Genomic DNA, 24,970 nt, shown 5'->3' with positions numbered 1-24,970 from the left:
CGGGCCATGAATATCGCTGCCGCACCGTACCGTCGTCAGGCACCTGCCGACCTGGCCGACCGCCTGTTTGTGCGCGGTGGCCAATGGCTGTTGTTGCTGCTGTTAATGCTCACCGTATTGCTGCCGCTGCTCGCCATGCTCTGGCGCGGTTTCGCCGGTGATGCCAGTCAAGGCGGCGGCCTGACTGCCGCGGCCACACTGTATAGCAGCGCCAACTTCCGCTGGCTGCTGGGCAACAGCCTGAAAGTGTCGCTGACCGTGGCCCTGATTGTGGTGCCGCTCGCGTATGCCTTTGCCTATGCATTGCAACGCACCTGCATCGTGGCCAAGCCCCTGTGGCGCGGTATTTCCCTGCTGCCGCTACTGGCACCGTCGATGCTACCGGGCATTGCCTTGATCTACCTGTTCGGCAACCAGGGCGTGCTGCGCGGGTTGATTGCCGACAATATCTACGGCTTCTGGGGCATCGTGATTGGCCAGGCCATTTACACCTTTCCCCATGCGCTGATGGTGTTGCTCTCTGCCCTCGCGCTGGCCGATGCGCGGTTGTTTGATGCGGCCTCGAGCATGGGCGCGTCGCCCTGGCGAGCCTTTCGCAGCATCACCTGGTCGGGCAGCCGCCAAGGCGTGTTCGCCGCCCTGTGCCTGGTGTTCACCCTGTGCATCACTGATTTCGGCGTGCCCGTAGTGGTCGGTGGCGACTACCAGGTGCTGGCCCTGGAAGCTTACAAAGCCGTGGTGGGTCAACAGCAGTTCGGCCGCGGTGCGCTGATCGGCCTGGTGCTGTTGTTGCCGGCCCTGCTCAGTTTCTCCGTGGACCTGTGGCTGCGCCGTCGTCAGCGCGATGCCATGAGCGGCCGCGCGCAGGTGTATCACCCCCAGCCGTCGCTCAACCGCGACCTGGCCTTTCTGGCCATCACGGTGCTGATATGCCTGGCCCTGCTCGGCGTCTTCGGCATGGCCATCTACTCCTCCCTGGTGAAGTTTTGGCCGTATAACCTCTCGCTCGCGCTAGACCATTACGCCTTCTCCGAACTGCCCGGTGGCTGGCTGGCGTACCGCAATAGCCTGCTGCTGGCGGTGTGCAGTGCGCTGTTTGGCAGCGTGGTGATTTTTACCGGCGCGTACCTGATTGAAAAAACTCGGCAAACCGTTCTCACCCAGGCCCTGCGTTTACTCAGCTTTGTGCCGATGGCCGTGCCGGGTTTGGTGTTCGGGCTGGGCTACGTATTTTTCTTCAACCAGCCCCATAACCCATTAAACGGCCTGTACGGCACCCTGACGTTGTTGGTGCTGTGCACCATCGCGCACTTCTTCACCACCGCGCAGATGACCGCCGCTGCCGCCCTGCGCCAGCTCGACGGCGAATTCGAAGCGGCAGCGCTGTCGCTCAAGGTGCCGCTGGTGCGCCACTTTCTGCGGGTGACGGTACCCATCTGCCTACCGGCACTGCTGGACATTATTCGCTACCTGTTTGTGTCAGCAATGACCACGGTGTCGGCGGCAATCTTCCTCTACAGCCCCGACAGCGTGCTCGCCGCCGTGGCCGTGTTGAACATGGACGACGCCGGCAATGTGGGCGGCGCGGCGGCCATGTCCACCTTGATTTTGCTTACCTCGGCCGGCGTCTCCTTGCTGCTGGCCGGGCTTTCCCACGGGCTATTGCGCCGCTCCCAAGCCTGGCGTCAGCCAGCGCCGGGGCATTGAGCTGCAGCTGTTAACCGAATAACCAACGCCAACGCAACACCATCAGGAGTTTGCCCCATGTTCAAACGCACCGCCCTGGCCGCCGGCCTACTCGCTGCTTGTGCCTTTCACGCTCAAGCCGCCACCGAGCTGACCGTGTACACCGCCCTCGAAGTGGAACAACTCACGGCATACAAAGCAGCGTTCGAGAAGCAGAACCCGGACATCGAAATCAAATGGGTGCGCGATTCCACCGGCATCGTCACCGCCAAACTGCTGGCCGAAAAAGAGCGCCCGCAGGCGGATGTGGTCTGGGGGCTGGCCGGCTCGAGCCTGGCCATTCTGAAACAGCAAGGCATGCTCGAAGCCTATGCGCCGGCTAACCTCGACAAGATCGGCAGCAACTACCGCGACGCTGCCAATCCGCCGTCGTGGGTGGGCATGGACGTGTGGGCCGCCACCATTTGCTTCAACACCGTAGAAGCCGAAAAGCAGGGCCTGCCCAAACCGACCAAATGGGAAGACCTGACCAACCCGGTCTACAAAGACAAGATCGTGATGCCTAACCCAGCCTCCTCCGGTACCGGTTACCTGGATGTAAGTGCCTGGCTGCAAACCTTTGGCCAAGCGCAGGGCTGGGCCTACATGGACAAGCTGCACGCCAACATCGGCCAGTACACCCACTCCGGCTCCAAGCCGTGCAAGCTCGCCGCCGCAGGCGAATTCCCGATTGGTATCTCGTTCGAGTACCCCGCTGTACAGCTCAAACGCAAAGGCGCGCCGCTGGATATCGTGTTGCCCAAAGAAGGCCTGGGTTGGGAAATCGAAGCCACCGGCATCATCAAAGGCACCGCCCACCTGGCCGCTGCCAAAAAGCTGGCTGACTTCTCCGCCAGTCGCGAGGCCATGGACCTGTACAAAGCCAACTTCGCTGTTTTGGCCCAACCCGGTATCGCCGAGCGCTTTCAGGAACTGCCAGCTGACTACGAGCAGCGCCTGATTAAGAACGACTTCAACTGGGCCTCGGAAAACCGCGACCAGATTCTGGCCGAGTGGCGCAAGCGCTATGACGGCAAGTCGGAACCGCTGCCGCAATAAAACTACTGCGCTCGGTCAGGCGGCGTTAAAAGCAGGCTCAAAAATGCTCATTGGCTACAGCCAACTCCGCTTTTTTCGCCCGCTTTTGCCTTGCCTGACCTTCGCTCGCTACGTTTTAGAACCCTTTCAATTACCAGGCTGTAACAAAGGCAGGTCTTTTTTTTCTGCACCCGCATCTGGAGTTTTTTATGTCCGAGCAAGACTGCGATCTGCTTATCGTCGGCGCCGGGATTCTGGGCCTGGCCCATGCCTGGGCTGGCGCCAAACGTGGCCTCAAGGTCAAGGTATTCGAGCGCAGCCATACGCCGCTTGGCGCCTCCATCCGCAATTTTGGCCAGGCCCTGGTGGGCGGCCAGGCGCCGGGCGCGATGCTCAATCTGGCGCGCCAGGCGCGCGGGCTGTGGGCCGAATTGGGCGAGGCCGCCGGGTTGCATATGTACCAGCAAGGCTCGCTGCTGTTTGCCCGCACCGAAGCGGAGGAGGCGCTGGTGCAAGCCTTCGTCGACGGCCGTGGCGAAGAGCTGGGCTACCGCACTGAACTGCTGCGCGGTGAAGCGCTTAACGCCCTGTATGACGGCCGTTTCAGCCACCACCGTGCAGCATTGCACGGCCTCGATGACCAGCAGCTGTATTCGCGCGAAGCAGTACCGCAAATCGTGGATTACCTGGCCCGCGCCCATGGCGTAGCGTTTCACTTTTCGACCTTGGTTCGCGACGTGGAACCGGGCAGCGCATTGACCAGCGCCGGGCGGTTTACCGCACGGCATATTCTGGTGTGCTCCGGCCACGACTACCAAACCCTTCTGGCCGAGCAGATGGCTCGCCTGCAACCGCAGGTGTGCCGTCTGCAGATGTTGCGTGCACGCCCCAGCCAGCCGCTGGCGCTGAAACACGCCCTACTCACCGGCCTTAGCTGCACGCACTACGGCGCCTTCAGCGACCTGCCCGAGGCCGATGCCATTCGCCGCGAGGTGCGTCGCGAACAGCCGCAATTGGAGCGCCTGGGTATTCATCTGCTGATCAGCCCCACGCCCTATGGCGAGCTGATCATCGGCGACTCCCATGACTACGGCAGTGACGCCTCGCCCTTCAATGCCCAGAGCACGGACGACATCATGTTGGAGCTCGCCGAAACCACCTTGGGCATGAAGGTGGAAGTGGTCGAGCGCTGGCAAGGCGTGTACGGGGCACGCGGGCCCGGCCCGTTCAGCGTACTGCGCGCCGCCGATGGCGTGACCGCCGTATTGATGCACACCGGGCTGGGCATGAGTGTGGGGCTCGGTCTGGGTGAGCGCACGGTTGCGGCATTGTTGGGTGAAGGTCCCTGGCCACATGCGTGAACCCGGGACGGCCCGTCAGCGGGGTAGCCTCTCGCCGTATAAATCGAAAAAACTGATAATCTTTTGGGCATAAAAAAGCCGCCCCAATTGAGGCGGCAAATAAAACCAAAGGTTGATGAAGGGAGCAAAGTACTGAATAAGTCTCGTAATTCAGTACCTTGGAGATTTCATCGAGGCCAAGGGTAATCCTCTTGGGCCAAAATAGACCATCAATACTGTCGATAGTAAAAATTGAAATAAGCAGTTTTACCGATGGTTATTGAACGCGTATTTATCCCAGCCACTGCATAGGCTGGGAATTCCTATAGCTAATAACTTCCCGCACGAAGTCGGCTGTCTCGCTACGCTGACTTCCCATGGCCGTGCAGTCTCCTGCCACACCTTTACGCCAAGAACCTGATATGGGGAGCACCTATGTTCAATCGCACACGCATCGCGCTGGCCTGCGCGCTGGCCTCGCTGAGCCTTTCGCAGGCGTACGCCAGTGAGCAATCCGACGCCAAGGGTTTTGTCGAAGACAGCAGCCTGAACGTTCTGCTGCGCAACGCTTACTTCAACCGCGACTACAAGAACCACACCAACGATGCCAAGGTCTGGGGCCAGGGTTTCATTGGCACCTTCGAGTCCGGTTTCACCCAGGGTACCGTGGGTTTTGGCGTTGACGCCTATGGCCTGCTGGGCATCAAGCTGGACAGCGGCCGCGGTCGTAACTACGGCGCGTTTTTTGATACCGACAGCGACGGTCACCCGGTCGATGACACCTCCGAAGCCGGTGGTGTGGTGAAGATGCGCATCTCCAACACCGTGCTGCGCTACGGCAATCAGTTCCCGTCGCTGCCGGTGCTGGCGTATGACGACTCGCGCCTGCTGCCGCAGTCCTTTACCGGCACCCTGGTGACCAGCAAGGAAATCGAGGGCCTGGAGCTGAACGCCGGTCGCTTCACCGCCGATAGCCCGATGGGCGATTCGTCTCGCGACCCTAACCGCCTGAAAAGCATCGACGTCATCGGCGGTACCTACGCGGTCAACGACGCGCTGAGCGTGGCGGCCTATCACTCCGACGTGGAAGACACCTTCAAGAAGTACTACGGCAACGTAAACTTCACCCAGGTGTTGAGCGATGACCAGGCGTTGAATTTCGACTTCAACATCTACCGCACCGACTACGACGACAACTCCACAGCTGCCCTGGATTTCGGCGGTGACGGCAACAACGACAGCAACACCCTGTGGAGCCTGGCGGCCAAGTACAGCGTGGGTGCCCACGCCTTTATCATCGCCCACCAGCGTAGCAGTGGTGATGCCGGTTACGCCTACGACTACGGCGATGGCGGCAGCACCATCTACGTGGCCAACTCCTACTACTCGGACTTCAACCTCAAGGACGAGCAGTCCTGGCAGGTGAGCTACGAGCTGGATTTTGCCGAGTACGGCATTGCCGGTCTGAGCTACAAAACCGCCTATGTACGCGGCAGCAATATCGATGCCGGCGGCGAGCAGGACGGCACCGAACGCGAGTTCTTCAACCAGGTGAAATACGTGGTGCAGGATGGCTCGCTCAAAGACCTGTCGCTGAAGCTGCGTAACTCGATCTACCGTGCCGACCGCGATGTGGGCCCGAACCTGAACGAGATTCGTGCCTTCGTCGAGTACCCGCTGGAAATCTTCTAAGCACCTCACGCCCAGAAAACCTGCGCCGGGGCAACCCGGTCAGGTATTGGCATGACACGGGGCGAGCACGCGTAAAGGCAGTGCTCGCCCCGTTTGCGTTTCACCGCCGCTCAGCACATCCATGCAATGCGTAGCGCGCGCGGGGCGCCACTATCGAGTCTCCTGACCGCTACTCTGGAGACCCTTGCATGCGCACGTTCAACATCCTCTTCGCTCCCCTGCTGGTGTTGGGCGCCAGCCTCGCCCCCCTTGCCGCCCAAGCCACGCCGCCTGCGCAGCTAAAAACCCAGGCGCCCGGCTATCAACGTCTGGCCGTGGGCGACTATGAGGTGACTGCGCTGTTTGACGGCTACAACGACCTGGGGCCGACGCTGCTAAAAGGCTTGTCGCAGAAAGAAATCCACGCACTGCTGGCGCGCAAGAACATCACGGGCGCGGGCGTGCAGACGGCCTTCAATGCTTTTCTGATCAACACTGGCAAGAATCTGGTGCTGGTCGACACCGGTGCCGGCCACTGCATCGGCGCCACTGCCGGAGGGTTGCCGGCGGCCATTCGCGCCGCGGGTTATAGCCCCGAGCAAGTCGACACGATTCTGCTGACCCATATGCACCTGGATCACGTCTGCGGGTTGGTGGATGACAAAGGGGCGGCCGTATTTGCCAATGCCGTTGTGTATGCGGCGCAGGCCGAAGCCGATTTCTGGCTGAGCAAAAGCAACCTGGAAAAAGCACCTGAAGAAGCCAAGGGCTATTTCAAAATCGCCCAAAACTCGACCGCGCCTTACGTAACCGCCGGCCGCCTGAAAACCTTCGGCCTCGGCGAGGCTCCACTTGCCGGGGTTTCCACGGTGAACCTGGCCGGGCATACACCGGGCAGCACGGGCTACCAGTTCACGTCGAACGGGCAAAGCATTCTGTTTATGGGCGACATCATCCACAGCTTTGCCGTGCAGTTTGCTCACCCTGAAGTGAGCATCGGCTTTGATAACGACAGCAGCAAAGCCATCGCCGCGCGGAAAAAACTCTTTACCCAGGTGGCCCACGACAACATCTGGGTTGCCGCCGCCCACCTGCCCTTCCCGGCTATCGGTCACATTCGCGTCGAGGGCAAGGGTTTCGCCTGGGTGCCGGTGGAATACGGCCCGTACCAGCGAGCAGCGAACGTGCCGCTGCTCAAATAACTTCAGGCGTTGCAGCCCAGGGTGAACTCGGTAAACGAAACCAGCGGCAACGGTTTGCTGAAGAAGTAGCCCTGGAATTGCTCGCAGCCGTTGTCGAGCAAAAATTGATGCTGAGCGGCGTTTTCCACACCCTCGGCAATAACCGTCAGGCCCATGTTGTTACCCAGGCCAATCACGGTGCGCACGATGGCTTCGCTGTTGTGGTCGGTGAGCACATCGAAGACAAACGACTGGTCGATTTTCAGCTTGTTCAGCGGCAACCGCTTCAGGTGGCTCAAGGACGAATAGCCGGTGCCAAAGTCATCCAGTGCAAAGGTAATACCCAGGCTGACCAGATTGGTCATCTTGCGAGACAGCTCTTCCATATCCTTGACCACCATGGTTTCGGTGATCTCCAGTTGCAGGCGGCCGGGTTCGATGTCGTAACGCTTGATCAGTGAGAACACTTCGGTTTCAAAGCTGCCCTGGTTGAATTGCTTCTGGCTGATATTCACCGCCAGACACAGGTGCGCGAGTGCGGGGTCATCCTTCCAGCAACGCAACTGAGCGCAGGCCGTTTCCAGCACCCATTTGCCGATGGGGATGATCAGACCGGTTTCTTCGGCATGGGGAATGAATTTGCCGGGCGGGATCATGCCGCGCTGCGGGTGGTACCAACGCAACAAGCCTTCGGCGCCGATGACTTTGCCGTGGCTGTCCAGTTGCGGCTGGTAGTGCAGCTGAAACTGCTGGGCGGACAAGGCTTCAAGCAGTTCGCCCTCCCAGGCCGAACGCTGCACCGCATCGGTTTGCAGTACGTGCAACATGGCGAACAGACAGAGCATGGCCGCACCGGTGTTCACCCAGGTGCCGGGGCTGCGGGTGGTATCGGGCAGGCTGAAGCCAGGCAAGGGCGTCCAATAGCTGGCGGCCAGGCCGACAAAACTCAGCAGGCACACGGCAATCACGCTGTAGCGCAGCCAGGTGGGTTCGTCGCGAAACGCCATCATCGCGGCGACGCCCAGCGGCAATAGATACAGATGCGTGGAACGTGGGATAAACGCATTGGGCACATCCAGCACCAGCGAGATGCCGACAATCACCAGCAGCAACACACCAAACAGCAGCAGCCGGGCACTGCGGTCAAAATGCAGCCAGCTGAGGGTGAAAACGGCCACCCCCGTGCCCATCAACACCAGGTCGATCGCAACAATAAGCCAGTGGCCTTGCAGGGAAAAAAACACCGCCCAGATACCACCCAATACCCACATCACAAAGCTGGCGAGCACGCGCATACGCCGTTCGCGGCGGTGGTGAATCAAGGCAAGGTCTGCTGAGTTCCAGAACTGCTGAAGGCGTTTGGGAGCCATCAGTTTGGACCAGTGAGGGGGAAAAACATGGGAACAAGGCTCCGATTAACGCCACCTACGGCACAGGAGCCGGCACCGGCGCGGCAACTGGAAGGGGCTACAGACAAGGCGACCGTCGCACCTCGTTTGTTAAGGAATATAGTCAGCCCCATCCATTGCGCCAAGTACGGACGTGCTATCAGCCCTCCAGTTGCTCAAAGGCTTCCAGCGCGCGCAGCGAGTAAACGTAAGCCGCCCCGGCGTTGAGCGAAATGGCCGTTGCCAGCGTTTGCGCAAGCTCTGCCTCGGTGGCACCCGCCTTGCGGGCGGCCTGCACGTGCACGCCAATACAGCCGTCGCAGCGGGTGGTGATGGCCACGGCAATGGATATCAGCTCGCGGGTTTTCTCATCCAGCGCATCACCCTCGGCCGCCGCTTCGCTGAGCGCGCCGTAGGCCTGGAGCATTTTGGGGTGGGCTTTGCCGAGTTTGCCGAAGGCTTTCTTTACGGCAGGAACGTATTCGGACCAGTTGAAGAGCATGATTGATTCTCCTACTTTGGGGGGCTTGGTTTGCCAATGGCCTGAACGTGGCCGACATACAGAGTCTGGCCTCTGCTTAGCGGCCCGGCTTTTCCACAGCGCTCATTCACTTGTCGAATCGTCTCGAATGCATGCCTTTGACCACCTGATCACCCTGGCCAACCTGCGCGGCGTGCTCGACCTGAACTGCCACCTGCAAGGCGACTGGGCGCTGGACCACCCGCCGCTGGCCGCCGGGCAGGCGAGCTACCACCTGATACTGGACGGCGCCTGCCGTCTCGAGGTGCCGGGCCAAACGGCGCAGCCACTCACGGCTGGCGATATCGTGTTGCTGCCGCGCAGTGCGGTGCATGTGTTGGCGGCTGGCGCGAGAGCCGCGTCGCAGCCAGGCACGCTGCGCAAAATTCAACAGACCGGGCGCATCACCCAATTGCGCCAGGACCAAGGCTCGGGCGTGCTGAATATGCTTTGCGGGCGCATCCAGTACACCCCACACGCCACCTTGTTGGCGGCGCTGCCGGAGGTGTTGGTGATCAACGCCAACGCGCCTGCCGACCGCGACCGGCTGCAGGCAATCATCACCCTGATGCGCCTGGAGGCTGAAGGAGACGAATTGGCCAATCAGTCGGTGGTCGATGGGCTGTCGGTCATTCTGTTTACCCTGGTGCTGCGCTATGTCTGCGAACAACAGCAAGGCCTGCCGGGGGTATTTGCGCTGCTGCGGGACAAGCGTCTGGCCAAGGCGGCGATGGCCCTGCTGGAAGATCTGAGCCAGGACTGGAGTGTTGAGGCATTGGCGGCCACGGCCAGCATGTCGCGCGCCAGTTTCGTCCGCGCGTTTACCTCCGCTGCCGGTGTGGCGCCGGGGACCTGGCTGCTGCAATTACGCGTGGCGCGTGCTCAGCTACTCTTACAGCGCAGTGCCGCTTCGATTGGCGACATTGCCGCGGCGGTGGGTTATCCCACCCTTAGCTCGTTCAGCCGCGTGTTCAAGCAACAGACCGGTGAAGCGCCTGCCCATTACCGGCAACGCCTGACCCTGGCAAGACAGATAACGCGGCAGAGCATTTAGATACGGATCAAATTAACCGCAGCCAGAATGCGCAACCTGTCACAATTCACGTGATTGAATTATCCTTTGCGCCGACGGTTTTTTCCCAGAGGGTCATTAATGGCCAGAATGATCTTCCCCGCCGCCTGTGCACGGCTGCAAAACCACTTCGCGCCACTGGGCTTTGAAGGGGTGTTGAGCTCGCCGACGTCCATGACCGCCAGGGTGTACGACCCGCAAAGCGGTGAAAACTTGGTGGTTATCACCTGCATTCCTTGCGGCACCACGCTGTCCGAAGACGACGTGATGATCATCGCCCATGCCATCGAGATTGAACTCGAAGTGCTGGAATTCCGGGCACAGCGCACAACGGACAGTAACGCCGGTTAAGCAACAGGCTCCGGCACAAAGCGTATTTCCACCCGCTGACCTAACGCTCGGGCCGCGTTGGCCAGGGTCGCAAGGGTAAGCCCGGCATCGTCAGCATCCAGCACGCGCCCCACCACAGTACGGCTGGTTTGCATACGTTGCGCCAGCGCGGACTTGCTCACGCGCTGAGCCTTCATCAACTGACTGATCTGCCAGGCCACCACACGTTTCAACGCCGCAGCTGTGACCTCTTCCAACAACTGCTCTTCGGCCAGAAAGGCGTCGAAGTCACTGCCAACGTGCTTGTTCATCAGGAATCACCTCGAAGAATGGAATGGCGTTTTTTAGCCACGGCCAGATCGGCTGCCGGTGTGGCCTCGGACTTTTTGATAAACCCGTGGAGCAAAACCATTTCGGTGCGCACCACCGTAAATAGCACCCGGGCGATACCGGCTGGAAAACGGCTACGAATTTCCCAGAGGTCGGCAGCCATTTTGCGCACCAGCGGCATACCTAACGGCCAACCGATTTGCACGGTTTTAATATCCGTGCCGACCGCCTTGCGAATTTCAAGACTCTGATCTCGCAACCAGTCGAGCACCGGCTCCACACCCGATGCCGTCCGGTAAAACCGGACCGTCAACTTCACTCCATCGATGCCCACTGCAGCACTCCTTGCGCTTGGCCCTGAGCAAAACTGTACCTATTTAAGTGCAACCCTGCAAGCACCAGACGCCGGTACAGCGGGTAGCACCGTTAAAGGTACGGCGAGATATTCCCCATCGCCCGCTCCACATACACCTCCTTCTCCCCCACCGGCGCCACGTAGTGCATGGCGCTTTTCGCCGCCTCCAGGCCTTCCAGCCGGGCAATCATCCAGGTCGCCAGATACTGCGAGGCCAGGCAGCCTCCCGCGGTGGCGACATTGCCGTTGGCGAAGAACGGTTGGTTCAGCACCTCGACACCCGCTTCCACCACCCACGGTTTGGTGGTCAGGTCGGTGCAGGCGACGCCGCCTTCCAACAAGCCGAGCTTGGCCAGAATGAGCGTGCCCGAGCATTGCGCGCCGATCAGTTGGCGTGTCGGGTCCAGTTGCAGCTGCGCCATCAGCGCCGGGTTGGCCACCACCTCGCGGGTCGCCATGCCGCTGCCAACTAACACCGCATCGGCGCCGCAGGCTTCTTGCAGCGAAATCTGCGCGTGCAGCGTTACACCGTTCATCGACACCACCTGCGGGGTGGGGCTGGCAATCGACACCCGCCAGCCCGGCGTTTTTACCCGCTGCAAAATGCCGAAAGGAATCAGTGAGTCGAGTTCGTTAAAGCCGTCGAACGTGAGGATGGCGATGTGCATGGCGGGCTCTTTGGTGGGTTGCGAAAGCCGATCTTAGTCAGCCATATTCAGCACAATCAAAATATTGTCATGGATACATTCACCCATGCCTCGAGCCCGCTATAAGCAAGTGGTAGACCGCCTGGCCGCCGACATTCGCGGTGGCCAGTTAATTCCCGGCACTCGTCTGCCGACCCACCGCCAGCTGGCGCGGTCGCACGGCATCGCATTGGCCACGGCCACACGCGTGTACAGCGAACTGGAAAGCATGGGATTGGTAAGCGGCGAAACCGGGCGGGGCACCTTTGTCCGCGAGACGGCGCTGCCACCAGGCTTGGGCATCGATCAGCCGGCCAGCAACCCGGATATGCTCGACCTCAACTTCAACTACCCCGCCCTGCCCGGCCAGGCCAACCTGCTGCGCAAAGCCCTGCGCGAGCTCGCTGTGGCCGGTGATATGGAAGCGCTACTGCGCTACCAGCCGCATGCCGGGCGCCAGCATGAGCAACAGGCGGTGGCCGCCCATTTGCGCGACCGCGGCATAGACGTCCAAGCCGAGAACGTCCTGCTGGTGAGCGGTGCCCAGCATGGCCTGGCAATCACCGCGATGGCGTTGCTGCACCCCGGTGACGTGATTGCGGTGGATGCCCTGACCTACTCCGGTTTCAAGGTGCTGGCCGAAACCTATCGCCTGGAACTGGCGCCCATTGCTGCCGGCGCCGATGGCCCGGACCTCAACGCTCTGCGCCAGCTGTGCAAAACCCGTCGGGTGCGTGCAGTGTATTGCATGCCCACCCTGCACAATCCTCTGGGCTGGGTGCTGGACCTGCCTACCCGCGAGCAGTTGGCGACCATTGCCCGCGAGCACGGGCTGCTGATTATCGAAGACGCGGCGTACGCCTTTCTCGCTGACAACCCGCCGCCACCGCTTGCCACGCTGGCACCGGAGCGCACGGTGTATATCTCAGGCTTTTCCAAAAGCGTGGCAACGGGTTTGCGTGTGGGCTTCGTCGCAGCGCCCAGCGCCTGGGTGCCGGCGCTGGAGCGCTGCATTCGCGCCACTACCTGGAATACGCCAAGCGTGATGACGGCTATTGCCTGCCGCTGGCTGGAAGACGGCACCGTGGCGCAACTGGAGGCGCAGAAGCGCGACGACGCTTGCCAGCGCCAGGCGATCGCTCGCCGCGTGCTGGCAGGGCTGCCGCTGGTGGCCCATCCCGCATCCTATTTCGTCTGGCTGCCGCTGGGCGAAGACGTGCGTGCCGATCAGGTGGCCATGGCCCTGTTACAGCAAGGCGTGTCGGTGTCCACAGCCGAGCCCTTTTGTACCGCGGCGCAGGTGCCGCATGCCCTGCGCCTGGCATTGGGTTCACTGACATTGGACGTGTTGCCCCAGGCATTGCAGACGGTCAGGGATGTGATCGAGCGTCACACCTATTAGCCAATTTCAAAAGCGATGGAACACGAGGGCATTTAACGAAATTTTGCCAAGCCGCCGGGTAATTTGCGGGCTAAGCGTTGAACGGTAACTCACCCCACCCGAGCGGCAATGGCTATGAATGAGCGAGATCCAGCGAATAACTCGGTGATCAAAAAAGCGGCGTACTGGGTGCTGCGCCTACACGAAGAAGACTGCGGCGTAGCTGAACGCCAGGCGTTTGCAGTGTGGGTACAGACAAACCCCGAGCACGCCTTTGAGTACGCCAAGATGCTCGAGATCTGGGACCAGTCCGAGCGATTGCCAGCGGTAATGAAACAACGGCTGTAAGGCGGCTACGCAGCAGCATTGCGTCTGCGAAAGGCACTGCACCACTGCTATGCTGCCACCAGGCAACCAAAGCCTGACAGGAGTCTGGAGTGATGCAGCAGGTCGATAGCAGTACCTTACGGGTGTGGCTTGTACGCTGGCTCTACGCAGTGGCGTTCCTCCATTTGCTGGGCGGCTTCGTCTTCAGTTGGTGGGGCAATTGGCCTATTTTCGAGAGTTACCACCGCAGCATTGAATTGGCCTTCTGGGGCCAGGATGTGCCAACTGCTGCGCGCGGTATGCAGGTATGGTGGCTCGCGCTGTTCGGCGTCACGGTGCAGAGCTATGCGGTTTTCATGGGTGTCTTGGTGTACCTGGGCAATCGCCATCAAAGCCGCGCGGCCTGGGGCGGGCTGATCGCCGGTATCGTGCTGTGGGCGCCACAGGACATCTGGATTTCGTTGCAGTTGGGTATCCGGGCGCATGCGTGGGTCGATAGCATCGCGGTGATTGCCTTGCTTGTACCGTTGGCTTGGCTCTATCGCCATGACGGTCGCCCGGCGGTTCGTGCCGCCAGCAAGCCCAACCCCTTTGCAGGTATTCCCTACCTGCGCGTACTGATCACCGGCGGCACCGGATTTATCGGTGAAACCCTGGTCAACGATCTGCTGGATGCAGGCCATAACGTCTGTGTATTCGCCCGCGACCCACTGCGTGCAGCTACGCTGTTCAACGGCCGCGCGCGCTGCATCGCCACGCTTGCCGCGCTTAACGAATTCGATACCTTCGACGCCGTTATCAACCTGGCCGGTGCGCCCGTGGCCGGCCCTCGCTGGACGCCGGCTCGGCAAAAGCAATTGCTGGCCAGTCGCGAGGGCGTTAGTCAAACCCTGGTTGCCTGGCTCAACACGGCTCGGCACAAACCGCAGGTATGGATACAAGCTTCCGCCATCGGCTACTACGGCGTGCGCAACCCCCAAGAGTTGCTCAGCGAAGACAGCGCGCAAGGCCGTGGTTTTATGGCCGAGCTCTGCTCACGCTGGGAAGCGGCGAACCAGCCCGTCACCGACGCCGGCGTGCGCCAAGTGGTGATGCGCTTGGGGGTGGTATTCGGCCCAGGTGGTGCGCTGCGTCCGTTGCTGTTGCCCCACCGCTTCGGCATGGGCGGGCGCGTGGGCAGCGGCTCCCAAGTCTTGAGTTGGATTCACCGCGACGATGTATTGCAGGTGATCGCTCGGGCGCTGCATGACACCAGCATGCGCGGCGTTTACAACCTGGTTGCGCCCGATGCTATCAGCCAGTCCGAGTTCGCGACCACAGCTGGTAAGGTCCTCAACCGACCGGTTTGGCTGCATGTGCCAAGCGCGCCGATTCGTCTGCTGGCCGGGGAAATGGCCGAGCTGTTTGTCGATGGCCAGAACGTGAAGCCAACCCGATTGATCGAGGCTGGGTACGTGTTTCGTTTTCCGCAGTTGGAAGATGCCCTTCGGGATCTGGCCTGACCGAACCACGCCTGAATCGCAACGCACTCGACCTGCGGCAAACTGAAACAGGCGTGGCCTCGGCAAATCACTTACCTGCCATCTGCAGCCTTAACCAATATGCCGCCGGTGCAGCGTTTATCGACTACCAGCGCATCAACGTCATTAATACCAAGCGCACCGCCATGGCCCGTTGCGCCTTTCCACCGGCTGATCGCCCCGCTAATGTTGAAGAACGTCGCGCACCAATAAGGACAGCACCATGGGCATTCGAGGCAATGACCGGCAGATCGACAATATCGAATTCAACGTCGCCGATATCCAGCGCAGCAAAGCTTTTTACGGCGCGGTGTTCAGCTGGACCTTCACCGACTTCGGCCCCACATACTGCGAGTTCACGGACGGTCGCTTGACCGGCGGCTTTACCACCGGCGAACCCGTACGCCCGGGCGGCCCGTTAGTAATTTTGTATGGCGAGGATCTTGCCGCCACGCAAGAACGCGTGGAGAAAGCGGGTGGCACCGTCAGCAAGGCAGTGTTCGCCTTCCCAGGTGGGCGCCGCTTTCAGTTTCGGGATCTGGATGGGTATGAGTTGGCGGTGTGGTCGGCTGAGTAATCAGGCGAGTTGTGCCAAGTGCTTTGCAGTTTCGGGATAGGCATCCAGTAAACGAATCAACACAGTCGCCTGAGCGTTGGGCCTGGCACGATTTTGCTCCCAGTTCTTAACCGTGCCAGGGGTCGCGTGCAGGTGCTGAGCAAACACAGGCTGGGACATATTCAGTTTCTTGCGCACAGCGATAATTTCTTCGGCAGAAGCTGGAGCAAGCGGCTTGATCTCGACATGGTGAGTGCGCAGGGTGATCTTGCCTTCGCGCTCCAAAATCAACGCGTCAAAACCTTCCATCAGCTCTGCAAAAAGATCACGTTTCTTGGTCATAGCGGCGTTCTCGCTTTCATTTCAAGTTGCAGTCGTTGCTTCAACAGTTTGCGCTGCTCATCATTCAAGTCCTCCAACTCGTCCTTGTTGTATAGGGAAAACAGCCAAAAACTGCTCTCCACCCAGCCACCAGTAATAAATAACTCGCAGCCCTCCTCGTTTGCCTTTCCCGCGCAAGGCGTCACCATATCTCACCTTGCGTAGCCCACCGGAGTTGGCGACTACATCGCCCATTTCCGGATTCTGCATCAGCGACTCTTGAAAATTTGCGAACGCTTGGTCATCCAAGTAAGCGCGGCGATGGCGGGAAAACGAGGGCATCTCTACAAAAATAGCCTTCATATAAGTATGCGCAACTTGTGTATATTTTTAGAGTGCGCATGGTGCCTGTCAAGCACAGATCCTGAATAGCCCAAAACCAACTGCTCGGAATTGGGCTACATGAAATAGCCCCGAAAGCCCCTAGTTAGCCATCCACCGCTTGTATTGCTTAGTACGCCGCAACGTTTTGACCTGTTCCAGCACCAGCGCCCACAGCGGCGAGACACCTGGATTGGTGTGGTCACCCCGACTCAGTTGGCGCAGCTGAAATTTGACCACGGCCATGTAAGCCAGTGAGGCAAACACCTTGTTCTTCCAGGTGATCGGCGCCAGTTCCGGGCTGGTTGCCTGGCCGGCCTGCCAGCGCTTGGGCAACGCTGGGTCGATGGCCAGAGCAGTAGCGATACCGGCCATGGCGACGCCGCTGGCAAGCACCTGCTCTACAACCGGCAAACGGCGAATGCCGCCAGTGACCATCACCGGCATGCGCGCCGACTTGGCGATCTCGCCGGCAAACTCGAGAAAGTAGGCTTCGCGCGCCAGCGTGCGACCGTCGCGGGCTTCGCCCTGCATGGCCGGCGCCTCGTAGCTGCCTCCGGAAAGCTCCACCAGATCCACCGGCAGCTCGTTGAGCAGTTCCACTACCTTTAGCGCGTCGCTGGCATCAAAGCCGCCGCGCTGGAAGTCGGCCGAGTTGAGTTTTACCGCTACACAGAATTGCGGCGCCACGACGGCCCTTACGGCTTTCACCACCTCAACCAGCAACCGCGCCCGGTTTTCCAGGCTGCCGCCCCAGCGATCGCTGCGCTGGTTGCTCAGCGGCGACAGGAACTGGCTCAAGAGGTAGCCGTGGGCGGCGTGAATCTGCACGCCGTTAAAGCCGGCTTGCTCGGCCAACCGAGCAGCGGTGGCGAAACGCTGAATCAGCTCGGCAATATCCGCCTCGCTCATGGGCTTGGGCTCGGCGAACATCTTCGACATACCGCCCAATTGCAGCGACACCGGCGACGGTGCCACGGTTTGTTGGCCAAGGCTGGCCTGCATTTGCCGGCCGGGGTGGTTGAGCTGCATCCAGACCTGCGCGCCCTGGCTGCGGCTAACGCGCGCCCACTGGCGAAACTTGTCCAGCTGCCGCGCATCTTCCAGCACCACACCGCCGGGGCCGGTCATGGCACGGCGGTCGACCATCACGTTGCCGGTCAGAATCAACCCGGCCCCGCCGTCCGCCCAGGCCTGGTACAAGCGCAGCAGCTCGGCGGAGGGGCCCTGCTCGGCGTCGGCCAGGTTTTCTTCCATGGCAGCTTTGGCGATACGGTTGGCGACAGTGGTGCCGTTAGGTAATTGCAGGGGTGAAAAGGCAGTCATCTCAAGCTCCGAAAGGAAAATGTTCTTGGCAGATGAGGCGAGCCTAAGGTTAAAGTCAGCTTTAAGGTCAATACCCTTCTGGAAACCATCTATGAAAATCGGCGAACTGGCCCAACGCACCAACCTTGCGCCCTCACGCATCCGCTTCTACGAAGCCAGCGGCTTGATCGCCGCCCAGCGCCACGCCAACGGCTACCGCCACTACCCGGCGCATGCCGTGCATACCCTGGAAATCATCCTCAACGCCCAGCGTGCAGGCTTTAGCCTGGAAGAAATCCGCCGGTTCCTGCCCGACAACAACGAAGCGGGCTGGAAGCACGACGAAATTCTCGGCAGCTTGCAACGCAAAGTGGCCGAAATTGAAGCCATGCAGGAGCGCTTGGCGCAGAACAAGGCGCGGCTGCTGGAGATCATCACCAACATCGAAAACCGTCCGGAAGGCATGGGCTGTGATGGCAATGCCGAGCGGGTGTTGGCGCAGATGCGGGAGGGGACCTGTAGTGAGGCGCAGGCTGGTCAGCACGAAGGTAAATAACTGTTTGTTCATCGTTTGCAGAATCGCGACTGAAGCCGCTCCTACAACGTGTGCCCTTTAACCTTCAGCCAGCCGAAACAGTCGATCAAACGTACACCCTACCCCACCCGCGCCAACGTCAGCGGGTCCGCATGCCCTTCAAAAAAATGCTCCAGCACCTGGGCGAACACATTGTTCTCGGGCGGCAGCGTGGCGAACAGGGTCATGCTCGAGCACAGCTTGATATCGTCAGGCGAACCGAAAATTTCCCGCGCCGTGCGTTGGCTCCAGGCGAGCAACGCCTCGGCACAAGCGTGTAGGCGCGGCCCCAGAATGGGGTGGGTGACGTAGGCGTTGGCTTCGTCCAGCCCGGAAATACCGTAGCGCTGAGCGTTGGCGCTATGACCGAGGCCTTCGAGCTGGGGAAAGATAAACCACATCCAGTGGCTTTGTTTCTTGCCGGCCTCAAGTTCGGCCAGGGCGTGTTCGTAGGTGGACGCCTGGGCGTCGACGAAACGTTGCAAGTTATAAGGATCGGCCATCTGTCAGGCTCCGCAAATAGTGGTCTAGGGGCTTTGACCGAGCTGTTTGCGGAGCGTGCGAATTTTATTGCTGGCTATTTAACATCGCAGGACATGAACGTCGTCGATTACCACATCAAATCATCAGGAATCTTGTACGCCGCGTACGGATCGTTGGCGTCGTCCTCTTCGGTTTGTACATTGAGCTGCACGATGCGCCGAGGGTCGCGTTCCTGAATTTTCAGCGCCGCTTCACGGGGAATGATTTCGTAGCTGCCACCGTGCTGCACGATGGCCAGCGAGCCGCTGCTGAGCTTGTTGCGCATCAACGCGTTGACGGAGATGCGCTTGACCTTCTTGTCGTCGACAAAGTTGTAATAGTCCTCGGTGGTCAGCTTGGGCAGGCGGCTTTGTTCGATCAGCTGTTTGACCTGCGCGGCTTCGGCTTTTTTCTGCGCTTTTTCCTGCTGCTGGCGATTGAGCTCCTGGTCGCGGGCGATTTTCTCGGCCTTGGCTTCCTGGGCGATGCGCTGCTGGGTGTCGTCCACCTCAACCAGGCCTTTGTGTTCCAGGCGTTTTTGTTTCTGCTTTTCCTTGCTGACCTGTTTGGCCTGCTTCTCGTTGACCAGGCCGGCTTTCAGCAACTGGTCACGCAATGACATGCTCATTCGTAGACGACTCTCTCAAGGGCACTGGTAAAAAACGCCGTTATTCTTCCACAAGCCGGGGCATAAAACCTACCCGGCCGACTTAACCACAGCTGCCGGTGTCGCACGTGACCACCTGACGCTCGGCGTGTTTGGCCTGGCCCCAGATGCTATCCAGTTCTTCCAGGCTGCACGCCTGAATATCACGGCCCTGCTCGCGCAGCACCTGTTCGATAAAGCGAAAACGCCGTTCGAATTTGGCATTGGCGGCACGCAGCGCGGTTTCCGGGTCGGCCTTCAGGTGCCGCGCCAGGTTGACCACCACAAACAGCAGATCCCCAATCTCTTCGGCCATCGCTTCTTCGTCGTTGGCGCTCATGGCTTCCAGCACTTCGTCGAGCTCTTCGCGCACCTTGTCCACCACCGGCAACGCTTCGGGCCAGTCGAAGCCGACCTGGGCGGCGCGTTTTTGCAGCTTGGCGGCGCGCGACAGTGACGGCAGCGTGGTTGGCACATCGTCCAGCAGCGACAGTTGCTCAGGTGCCGCTGCTTTCTCGGCACGCTCCTGGGTTTTGATTTCTTCCCAGCGCTGCTTTACGGCGGCTTCGCTCAAGCGCGGCATATCCGGCGCGCCGTACAGGTCGCCGTCGGGAAATACGTGCGGGTGGCGACGGACCAGCTTGCGGGTGATGGCATCGACCACCGTGGCAAATTCGAAGCGCCCCTCTTCATGGGCCAGCTGGCTGTAATACACCACCTGAAACAGCAGGTCGCCCAATTCGCCGGGCAACTGTTCGAAGTCGTTGCGCTCAATGGCATCGGCCACTTCGTAGGCTTCTTCGATTGTGTGCGGCACGATCGTCGCGTAGCTCTGCTGCAAGTCCCACGGGCAGCCGTACTGCGGGTCACGAAGGCGGGCCATCAGGTGCAGAAGGTCGGGGAGTTGGTACATGGAGAAGATCCTTGGCCGGTAAGCGCACTTGTAGGAGCGAACTCAGCCGCGATGCTGTTGAACTTCCAGAGCATCGCGGCTGAAGCCGCTCCTACAGGACCGCGGTGTTACGAGGTTCTGTGGCGGCGCACTTCGATGATATTCGGCAGCTGCGAGATGCGGCCGAGCAATCTGCCCAACGCATCCAAGCCCGGAATCTCGATAGTCAGCGACATGGCAGCGGTGTTGTCTTCCTTGTTGGAACGGGTGTTGACCGCCAGTACGTTGATTTTCTCGTTGAGCAGCACCTGCGACACATCGCGCAACAGACCGGAGCGGTCGTAGGCGCGAATGATGATGTCGACCGGGTACGTCTGCACCGGCACCGGGCCCCAGCTCACCTGAATGATGCGCTCCGGCTCACGGCCACCCAATTGCAGCACCGAGGCGCAGTCCTGACGGTGAATGCTCACGCCACGGCCCAGGGTGATATAGCCCACGATGGCATCGCCCGGCAGCGGCTGGCAGCACCCAGCCATCTGCGTAAGCAGGTTGCCGACGCCCTGAATCTGGATATCGCCACGCTTGCCCGGTTTGAAAGCCGTATGGCGACGCGGAATCAGTTCCAGCTGTTCGTTGCCACGCTCCGGTTCAACCAGTTGCTGGGCCGCGTTAACCACTTGTGCCAGGCGCAAGTCGCCAGCGCCCAGCGCGGCGAACAGGTCTTCGGCGGTGCGCATGTTGGCTTTTTCGGCCACCTTGTCGAAGTCGACACTGGGCAGCGCCAGGCGCGCCAATTCGCGCTCCAGCATGGTCCGGCCGGCTGCCACGTTCTGGTCGCGGTCTTGCAGCTTGAACCAGTGAACGATCTTGGCCCGCGCCCGCGAGGTGGTGACGTAACCCAGGTTGCTGTTCAACCAGTCCCGACTCGGCACGCCCTGCTTGCTGGTGATGATTTCAACCTGCTCGCCGGTTTGCAGGCTGTAGTTGAGCGGCACGATGCGGCCGTTGATCTTGGCGCCGCGGCAGTTGTGACCGATTTCGGTGTGCACGCGGTAGGCAAAGTCTAGCGGTGTGGCGCCCTTGGGCAGGTCAATGGCATGGCCGTCAGGCGTGAACACGTAAACGCGGTCGGGCTCGATATCCACCCGCAACTGCTCGGCCAGGCCGCCGATATCGCCTAACTCTTCGTGCCACTCCAGCACCTGGCGCAGCCAGGAGATTTTCTCTTCGTAGTGATTGGAGCCGGATTTGACGTCCGTGCCCTTGTAGCGCCAGTGGGCGCAGACGCCAAGTTCTGCCTCTTCGTGCATGGCGTGGGTGCGAATCTGCACTTCCAGCACCTTGCCTTCCGGACCGATGACCGCGGTATGCAGCGAGCGATAGCCGTTTTCCTTGGGGTTGGCGATGTAGTCGTCAAACTCTTTGGGAATGTGTCGCCACAGGGTGTGGACAATACCGAGCGCGGTGTAGCAGTCGCGCATTTCCGGCACCAGCACACGCAAGGCGCGCACGTCGTAGATCTGGCTGAAGGCCAGGCCTTTGCGCTGCATTTTGCGCCAGATGGAATAGATGTGTTTGGCCCGGCCACTGATATCAGCCTGCACGCCGGTGGCGGCCAGTTCGTCCTTGAGCTGCGCCATCACGTCGGTGATAAAGCGCTCGCGGTCCAGCCTGCGCTCGTGCAGCAAAGTGGCGATCTGTTTGTACTGCTCGGGCTCGAGGTAGCGGAAAGACAGGTCTTCCAGCTCCCATTTGATATGGCCGATACCCAGACGGTGAGCGAGCGGCGCATAGATATCGAACACTTCGCGGGCCACGCGCTGGCGTTTTTCGTCGTCGCCGTTCTTGATCGCGCGAATCGCGCACGTCCGTTCGGCCAGCTTGATCAGCGGCACGCGCACGTCGTCGACCATGGCCACGAGCATTTTGCGCAGGTTATCCACCTGCACCTGAGTGCCCAGCACCAGCGACTCGCGCGGGTTGAGGCTGGCGCTGATGGCGGCCATGCGCAGCACGCCTTCGATCAGCTTGGCCACCACCGCACCGCAGCGTTGCTGCACGTTGGCCAGGGGAATCTTGCCCTCTCGCACGCCGCGATAAACCACGGCGGCTACCAGTGAGTCCTGGTCGAGTTTGAGGTCGGCTAGAATTTCGGCGATTTCCAGGCCCGTGCGAAAGCTGGAGGTGCCTTCGGTCCACAGGTTCTGGGCAGCATTGGCTTGCTGCTCGGCTTCGCGGGCGAATTCGCACGCGGCTTTGAGGGCCTCTCGATCCAGCGCCGGGTCGACGCTCAACACATGATCGAGCCAGGCCTCTAGGTTGATGCTGCCATCCGTGTTGATCGGTTGCTGCGCTCTAACCTGTACCATCGTTTACCTTCCCTACGACGCGCAGTCCACACGCCGAATATCGCTGACCTCTGCGGGTCAGTCGGTTACGCGAACATCCTAGTCCGCCACAAATAACGCCATCGCCTCGACATGTGCCGTCTGTGGAAACATATCGAGGATTGCGGCACGTTTTAGCCGGTAACCCTGTTGCACCAGCACCGCCGTGTCTCGGGCCAGTGTGGCGGGGTTGCAAGACACATACAGCACGCGCTTGGCACCCAGCTTTGCCAGCCCCTCCACGGCCTGTAACGCGCCGTCTCGCGGGGGGTCCAGCAGTACAGCGGAAAAACCTTGTGCAGCCCAGGGGGCATCGGCAAGCGAGTTCGACAAGTCGGCCTGGAAAAAGTGCGCGTTGCCCAGACCATTGGCCAGGGCATTGCTCGCCGCCCGATCGACCATCACTTGCACGCCCTCTACCGCCACCACTTCCTGCACCTGACGCGCCAGCGGCAGGCTGAAATTGCCCAGCCCGCAAAACAGGTCCAACACCCGTTCATTGGCCATCGGTGCTAACCAGTCTAGCGCCTGAGCGATCATGGCCTCGTTTACCGGCGCGTTCACCTGCACAAAATCACCGGGGCGATAGGCTAGCTGCAAATCCCACTGGGCCAACCGGTACCCCAGTACCTGGGTGGTATCAAAAGGTTGCGGTTCGTCCGTGCCATGCAGCCACAGCTGCGCCTGGTGCTCGGCACAAAAGGCTTGAAGCAGTGCAACGTCGGGCTCTGGCAATGGCGCGGTATGGCGCACCAAAACGGCGCTGGCCGTACCGCTGAACAATTCGACGTGGCCCAGCGCCTGGGGCTTGGACAAACGGCGCAAGACCTCAGGTAACACCTGCACGATGGACTGCAAGGGCTGTACCAGCACCAGGCATTCGCTGATGGAAACGATGTCCTGGCTGGCGGCGGCGCGAAAGCCCACGTCCAGCCGTTTGGCCTTGACGTCCCAGCGCACGGCAATGCGGGCGCGGCGCCGGTAACCGAATTCCGGACCGACCAAAGGCGGCGCCCATTCGTCCGGTTGTACACCTGCGATGCGAGTGAGCTGGTCGTTCAACTGTTGTTGCTTGAGCAGCAACTGCTGCTCATGGGGCATGTGCTGCAGGCTGCAACCGCCGCACACCGACGCATGCCGGCACGGCGCCGGCCGGCGCGAAGCGGCTGCCACCAGAATGCGCTCGGCACGGGCATCGACGATCTGGCTGCGGGCGCCTAGCACCCGCGCTTCCACCATCTCGCCGGGCAAGGCGCCGGCCACGAACCAGGTGCGGTTTTCAAAAAAGCTGATACCACGGCCGTCGTTGGCCAGGCGCTCGATCGTCAGGCGCTGTTTCTTGCCAACCGGAATCTGTACCGCACGTGTGCCGCCGCTTGGTTGAAAGCGCAGCCCACCGGTTTTCTTAGCCATGGTTAGACAGGGTCATCGTAGACGCCGGTGGATAGGTAACGGTCGCCGCGGTCGCAGATGATCGCGACGATGGTGGCGTTCTCCACTTCCTGCGACAGACGCAAGGCCGCCGCTACCGAGCCGCCGGAGGAAACCCCACAGAAGATTCCCTCTTCACGGGCCAGACGGCGCATGGTGTCTTCGGCTTCGCGCTGCAGCATGTCGATGATGCGGTCTACCCGCTCGGCCTGGTAAATCTTCGGCAGGTATTCCTGCGGCCAGCGGCGGATTCCGGGAATGGCCGAGCCTTCCATCGGTTGCAGGCCGACGATTTCGATGGCCGGGTTCTGCTCTTTGAGGTACCGCGAGGTGCCCATGATGGTGCCGGTAGTACCCATGGAACTGACGAAGTGGGTGATGGTGCCCTGGGTCTGACGCCAGATTTCCGGGCCGGTACCGTTGTAGTGGGCAATGGGGTTGTCGCCGTTGGCGAACTGGTCGAGCACGATGCCTTTGCCTTCGGCCTGCATGCGCTCGGCTAGATCACGAGCGCCTTCCATGCCGTCTTCTTTACTGACGATGATCAGCTCGGCGCCGTAGGCGGTCATCGCGGCCTTGCGCTCGGCACTCATGTTGTCCGGCATGATCAGAATCATGCGGTAGCCCTTGATCGCCGCGACCATTGCCAGGGCGATGCCGGTGTTGCCGGAAGTAGCCTCGATCAGGGTGTCGCCGGGCTTCACTGCACCGCTGAGTTCGGCGCGGGTAATCATCGACAGTGCCGGGCGGTCTTTGACCGAGCCGGCGGGGTTATTGCCTTCCAACTTCACCAGCAGCGTGTTGCTGGTGTTGCCCGGCAGGCGCTGCAGGCGCACCAGAGGGGTGTTGCCAACAGTGTCGGCAATGGTTGGGTAGGTAATAGGTGTAGTCATGGCAAACCGATCCGAACTTGCGGGGGCGACATGATAACGAGAAATCGGCCACGTCACCTCCTGATCGTGGCGCCTGGGGTAGGTTGGGTTGAGCCAAAAGCGAAGCCCAACATTGCGGCCTGCCTCTTGGGCACCTTCTGGGTAAGTCTTCAAGGCTTGGACCACACGGGCTTGAGCTGAACATCGTGAGGCTCT

Annotated in this window: 25 protein-coding genes and 1 pseudogene; 12 read left to right on the top strand and 14 right to left on the bottom strand. The window is 60.7% G+C overall.

Translation table 11 applies throughout. From position 1 onward, the window contains the following. Window positions 1-6: 6 nt before the first annotated feature. The 5 genes from PKE98_RS05440 (at window position 7) to PKE98_RS05420 (ending at window position 6,976) form a co-directional block, all read left to right on the top strand. Window positions 7-1,707: a putative 2-aminoethylphosphonate ABC transporter permease subunit gene (locus PKE98_RS05440; protein ID WP_271194251.1), complete on the top strand. Its 1,701-nt coding sequence runs from the start codon at window positions 7-9 to the stop codon at window positions 1,705-1,707. 57 nt (window positions 1,708-1,764) lie between these two features. After that, window positions 1,765-2,784, top strand: a complete 1,020-nt coding sequence (locus PKE98_RS05435) for a putative 2-aminoethylphosphonate ABC transporter substrate-binding protein (RefSeq protein WP_271194250.1) — start codon at window positions 1,765-1,767, stop codon at window positions 2,782-2,784. Window positions 2,785-2,972: 188 nt separating this feature from the next. Next, window positions 2,973-4,124: a TIGR03364 family FAD-dependent oxidoreductase gene (locus tag PKE98_RS05430; protein ID WP_271194249.1), complete on the top strand. Its 1,152-nt coding sequence runs from the start codon at window positions 2,973-2,975 to the stop codon at window positions 4,122-4,124. A 414-nt stretch (window positions 4,125-4,538) separates the two neighbouring features. Beyond that, window positions 4,539-5,795, top strand: a complete 1,257-nt coding sequence (locus PKE98_RS05425; RefSeq protein WP_271194248.1) for an OprD family porin — start codon at window positions 4,539-4,541, stop codon at window positions 5,793-5,795. Between the two features lie 188 nt (window positions 5,796-5,983). Continuing rightward, window positions 5,984-6,976, top strand: coding sequence for an MBL fold metallo-hydrolase (locus tag PKE98_RS05420; RefSeq protein WP_271194247.1), 993 nt, complete (start codon window positions 5,984-5,986; stop codon window positions 6,974-6,976). 2 nt (window positions 6,977-6,978) lie between these two features. On the opposite strand, the gene PKE98_RS05415 is transcribed toward PKE98_RS05420, so the two are convergent. Then, window positions 6,979-8,325 carry a putative bifunctional diguanylate cyclase/phosphodiesterase gene (locus PKE98_RS05415; protein WP_271194246.1) on the bottom strand — a complete coding sequence of 449 codons (1,347 nt, stop codon included), beginning with the start codon at window positions 8,323-8,325 and terminating at the stop codon, window positions 6,979-6,981. A 178-nt stretch (window positions 8,326-8,503) separates the two neighbouring features. Then, window positions 8,504-8,845, bottom strand: a complete 342-nt coding sequence (locus PKE98_RS05410) for a carboxymuconolactone decarboxylase family protein (RefSeq protein WP_271194245.1) — start codon at window positions 8,843-8,845, stop codon at window positions 8,504-8,506. Window positions 8,846-8,972: 127 nt separating this feature from the next. Between PKE98_RS05410 and PKE98_RS05405 the strand changes: the two genes are divergently transcribed. Together PKE98_RS05405 and PKE98_RS05400 are read left to right on the top strand one after the other, a co-directional pair. Beyond that, entirely contained in the window at window positions 8,973-9,917 is a 945-nt protein-coding gene (locus tag PKE98_RS05405; RefSeq protein WP_271194244.1) for a cupin domain-containing protein, read from the top strand. Window positions 9,918-10,016: 99 nt separating this feature from the next. Continuing rightward, complete coding sequence (locus PKE98_RS05400) at window positions 10,017-10,286, top strand: DUF1652 domain-containing protein (RefSeq protein WP_271194243.1); 270 nt, start codon at window positions 10,017-10,019, stop codon at window positions 10,284-10,286. Here PKE98_RS05400 and PKE98_RS05395 read toward each other — a convergent pair. The 3 genes from PKE98_RS05395 to PKE98_RS05385 all read right to left on the bottom strand — a co-directional run bounded on the left by PKE98_RS05395 (window position 10,283) and on the right by PKE98_RS05385 (window position 11,618). Next, on the bottom strand, window positions 10,283-10,576 hold the full coding sequence (locus PKE98_RS05395) for a helix-turn-helix domain-containing protein (protein ID WP_271194242.1): 294 nt from the start codon (window positions 10,574-10,576) through the stop codon (window positions 10,283-10,285). The two genes, PKE98_RS05400 and PKE98_RS05395, sit on opposite strands and share 4 nt — an antisense overlap. After that, complete coding sequence (locus PKE98_RS05390) at window positions 10,576-10,929, bottom strand: type II toxin-antitoxin system RelE/ParE family toxin (RefSeq protein WP_271194241.1); 354 nt, start codon at window positions 10,927-10,929, stop codon at window positions 10,576-10,578. Before PKE98_RS05390 ends, PKE98_RS05395 begins: the two co-directional genes overlap by 1 nt. 92 nt (window positions 10,930-11,021) lie before the next feature. Then, window positions 11,022-11,618: a DJ-1/PfpI family protein gene (locus PKE98_RS05385; protein ID WP_271194240.1), complete on the bottom strand. Its 597-nt coding sequence runs from the start codon at window positions 11,616-11,618 to the stop codon at window positions 11,022-11,024. 85 nt (window positions 11,619-11,703) lie between these two features. On the opposite strand from PKE98_RS05385, the gene PKE98_RS05380 reads away from it, so the two are divergent. From PKE98_RS05380 to PKE98_RS05365, 4 genes are all read left to right on the top strand, one after another. Beyond that, on the top strand, window positions 11,704-13,038 hold the full coding sequence (locus PKE98_RS05380; RefSeq protein ID WP_271194239.1) for an aminotransferase-like domain-containing protein: 1,335 nt from the start codon (window positions 11,704-11,706) through the stop codon (window positions 13,036-13,038). 114 nt (window positions 13,039-13,152) lie between these two features. Next, window positions 13,153-13,365, top strand: coding sequence for a FecR/PupR family sigma factor regulator (locus PKE98_RS05375; protein WP_271194238.1), 213 nt, complete (start codon window positions 13,153-13,155; stop codon window positions 13,363-13,365). A 92-nt stretch (window positions 13,366-13,457) separates the two neighbouring features. Further along, a complete protein-coding gene (locus tag PKE98_RS05370; protein ID WP_271194237.1) occupies window positions 13,458-14,846 on the top strand; it encodes a TIGR01777 family oxidoreductase in 1,389 nt (462 codons plus the stop codon). Window positions 14,847-15,087: 241 nt separating this feature from the next. Then, the gene (locus PKE98_RS05365) at window positions 15,088-15,441 is read left to right on the top strand and encodes a VOC family protein (protein WP_271194236.1); all 354 of its coding nucleotides are present in this window, start codon (window positions 15,088-15,090) and stop codon (window positions 15,439-15,441) included. On the opposite strand, the gene PKE98_RS05360 is transcribed toward PKE98_RS05365, so the two are convergent. The 3 genes and pseudogenes from PKE98_RS05360 to PKE98_RS05350 form a co-directional block, all read right to left on the bottom strand. Beyond that, the gene (locus tag PKE98_RS05360) at window positions 15,442-15,762 is read right to left on the bottom strand and encodes a helix-turn-helix domain-containing protein (RefSeq protein ID WP_271194235.1); all 321 of its coding nucleotides are present in this window, start codon (window positions 15,760-15,762) and stop codon (window positions 15,442-15,444) included. It lies immediately after the preceding gene. After that, window positions 15,759-16,104 (bottom strand): annotated as a pseudogene (locus PKE98_RS05355) (type II toxin-antitoxin system RelE/ParE family toxin). Before PKE98_RS05355 ends, PKE98_RS05360 begins: the two are co-directional and overlap by 4 nt. Window positions 16,105-16,224: 120 nt before the next feature. Further along, window positions 16,225-17,448, bottom strand: coding sequence for an NADH:flavin oxidoreductase/NADH oxidase family protein (locus PKE98_RS05350; RefSeq protein WP_271194234.1), 1,224 nt, complete (start codon window positions 17,446-17,448; stop codon window positions 16,225-16,227). 91 nt (window positions 17,449-17,539) lie between these two features. Between PKE98_RS05350 and PKE98_RS05345 the strand changes: the two genes are divergently transcribed. Continuing rightward, window positions 17,540-17,983 carry a MerR family transcriptional regulator gene (locus PKE98_RS05345; RefSeq protein WP_271194233.1) on the top strand — a complete coding sequence of 148 codons (444 nt, stop codon included), beginning with the start codon at window positions 17,540-17,542 and terminating at the stop codon, window positions 17,981-17,983. A 98-nt stretch (window positions 17,984-18,081) separates the two neighbouring features. Here PKE98_RS05345 and PKE98_RS05340 read toward each other — a convergent pair whose 3' ends face one another. From PKE98_RS05340 to cysM, 6 genes are all read right to left on the bottom strand, one after another. Beyond that, window positions 18,082-18,504 carry a DUF1810 domain-containing protein gene (locus PKE98_RS05340; protein WP_271194232.1) on the bottom strand — a complete coding sequence of 141 codons (423 nt, stop codon included), beginning with the start codon at window positions 18,502-18,504 and terminating at the stop codon, window positions 18,082-18,084. Window positions 18,505-18,611: 107 nt separating this feature from the next. Continuing rightward, complete coding sequence (locus PKE98_RS05335; RefSeq protein WP_271194231.1) at window positions 18,612-19,151, bottom strand: DUF2058 domain-containing protein; 540 nt, start codon at window positions 19,149-19,151, stop codon at window positions 18,612-18,614. Between the two features lie 82 nt (window positions 19,152-19,233). Then, window positions 19,234-20,082, bottom strand: coding sequence for a nucleoside triphosphate pyrophosphohydrolase (mazG, locus tag PKE98_RS05330; protein WP_271194230.1), 849 nt, complete (start codon window positions 20,080-20,082; stop codon window positions 19,234-19,236). Between the two features lie 107 nt (window positions 20,083-20,189). Continuing rightward, window positions 20,190-22,433 carry a GTP diphosphokinase gene (gene relA / locus PKE98_RS05325; RefSeq protein ID WP_271194229.1) on the bottom strand — a complete coding sequence of 748 codons (2,244 nt, stop codon included), beginning with the start codon at window positions 22,431-22,433 and terminating at the stop codon, window positions 20,190-20,192. A 78-nt stretch (window positions 22,434-22,511) separates the two neighbouring features. Further along, window positions 22,512-23,864, bottom strand: coding sequence for a 23S rRNA (uracil(1939)-C(5))-methyltransferase RlmD (gene rlmD / locus PKE98_RS05320; RefSeq protein ID WP_271194228.1), 1,353 nt, complete (start codon window positions 23,862-23,864; stop codon window positions 22,512-22,514). Window positions 23,865-23,866: 2 nt separating this feature from the next. Next, window positions 23,867-24,775: a cysteine synthase CysM gene (cysM, locus tag PKE98_RS05315; RefSeq protein WP_271194227.1), complete on the bottom strand. Its 909-nt coding sequence runs from the start codon at window positions 24,773-24,775 to the stop codon at window positions 23,867-23,869. Window positions 24,776-24,970 lie beyond the last annotated feature (195 nt).

The organism is Pseudomonas turukhanskensis, assembly GCF_027922365.1.
Taxonomy (GTDB): Bacteria; Pseudomonadota; Gammaproteobacteria; order Pseudomonadales; family Pseudomonadaceae; genus Aquipseudomonas; species Aquipseudomonas turukhanskensis.
Note: the sequence above shows the minus strand (reverse complement) of the source record. Positions and strands in the feature narration are given on the sequence as shown.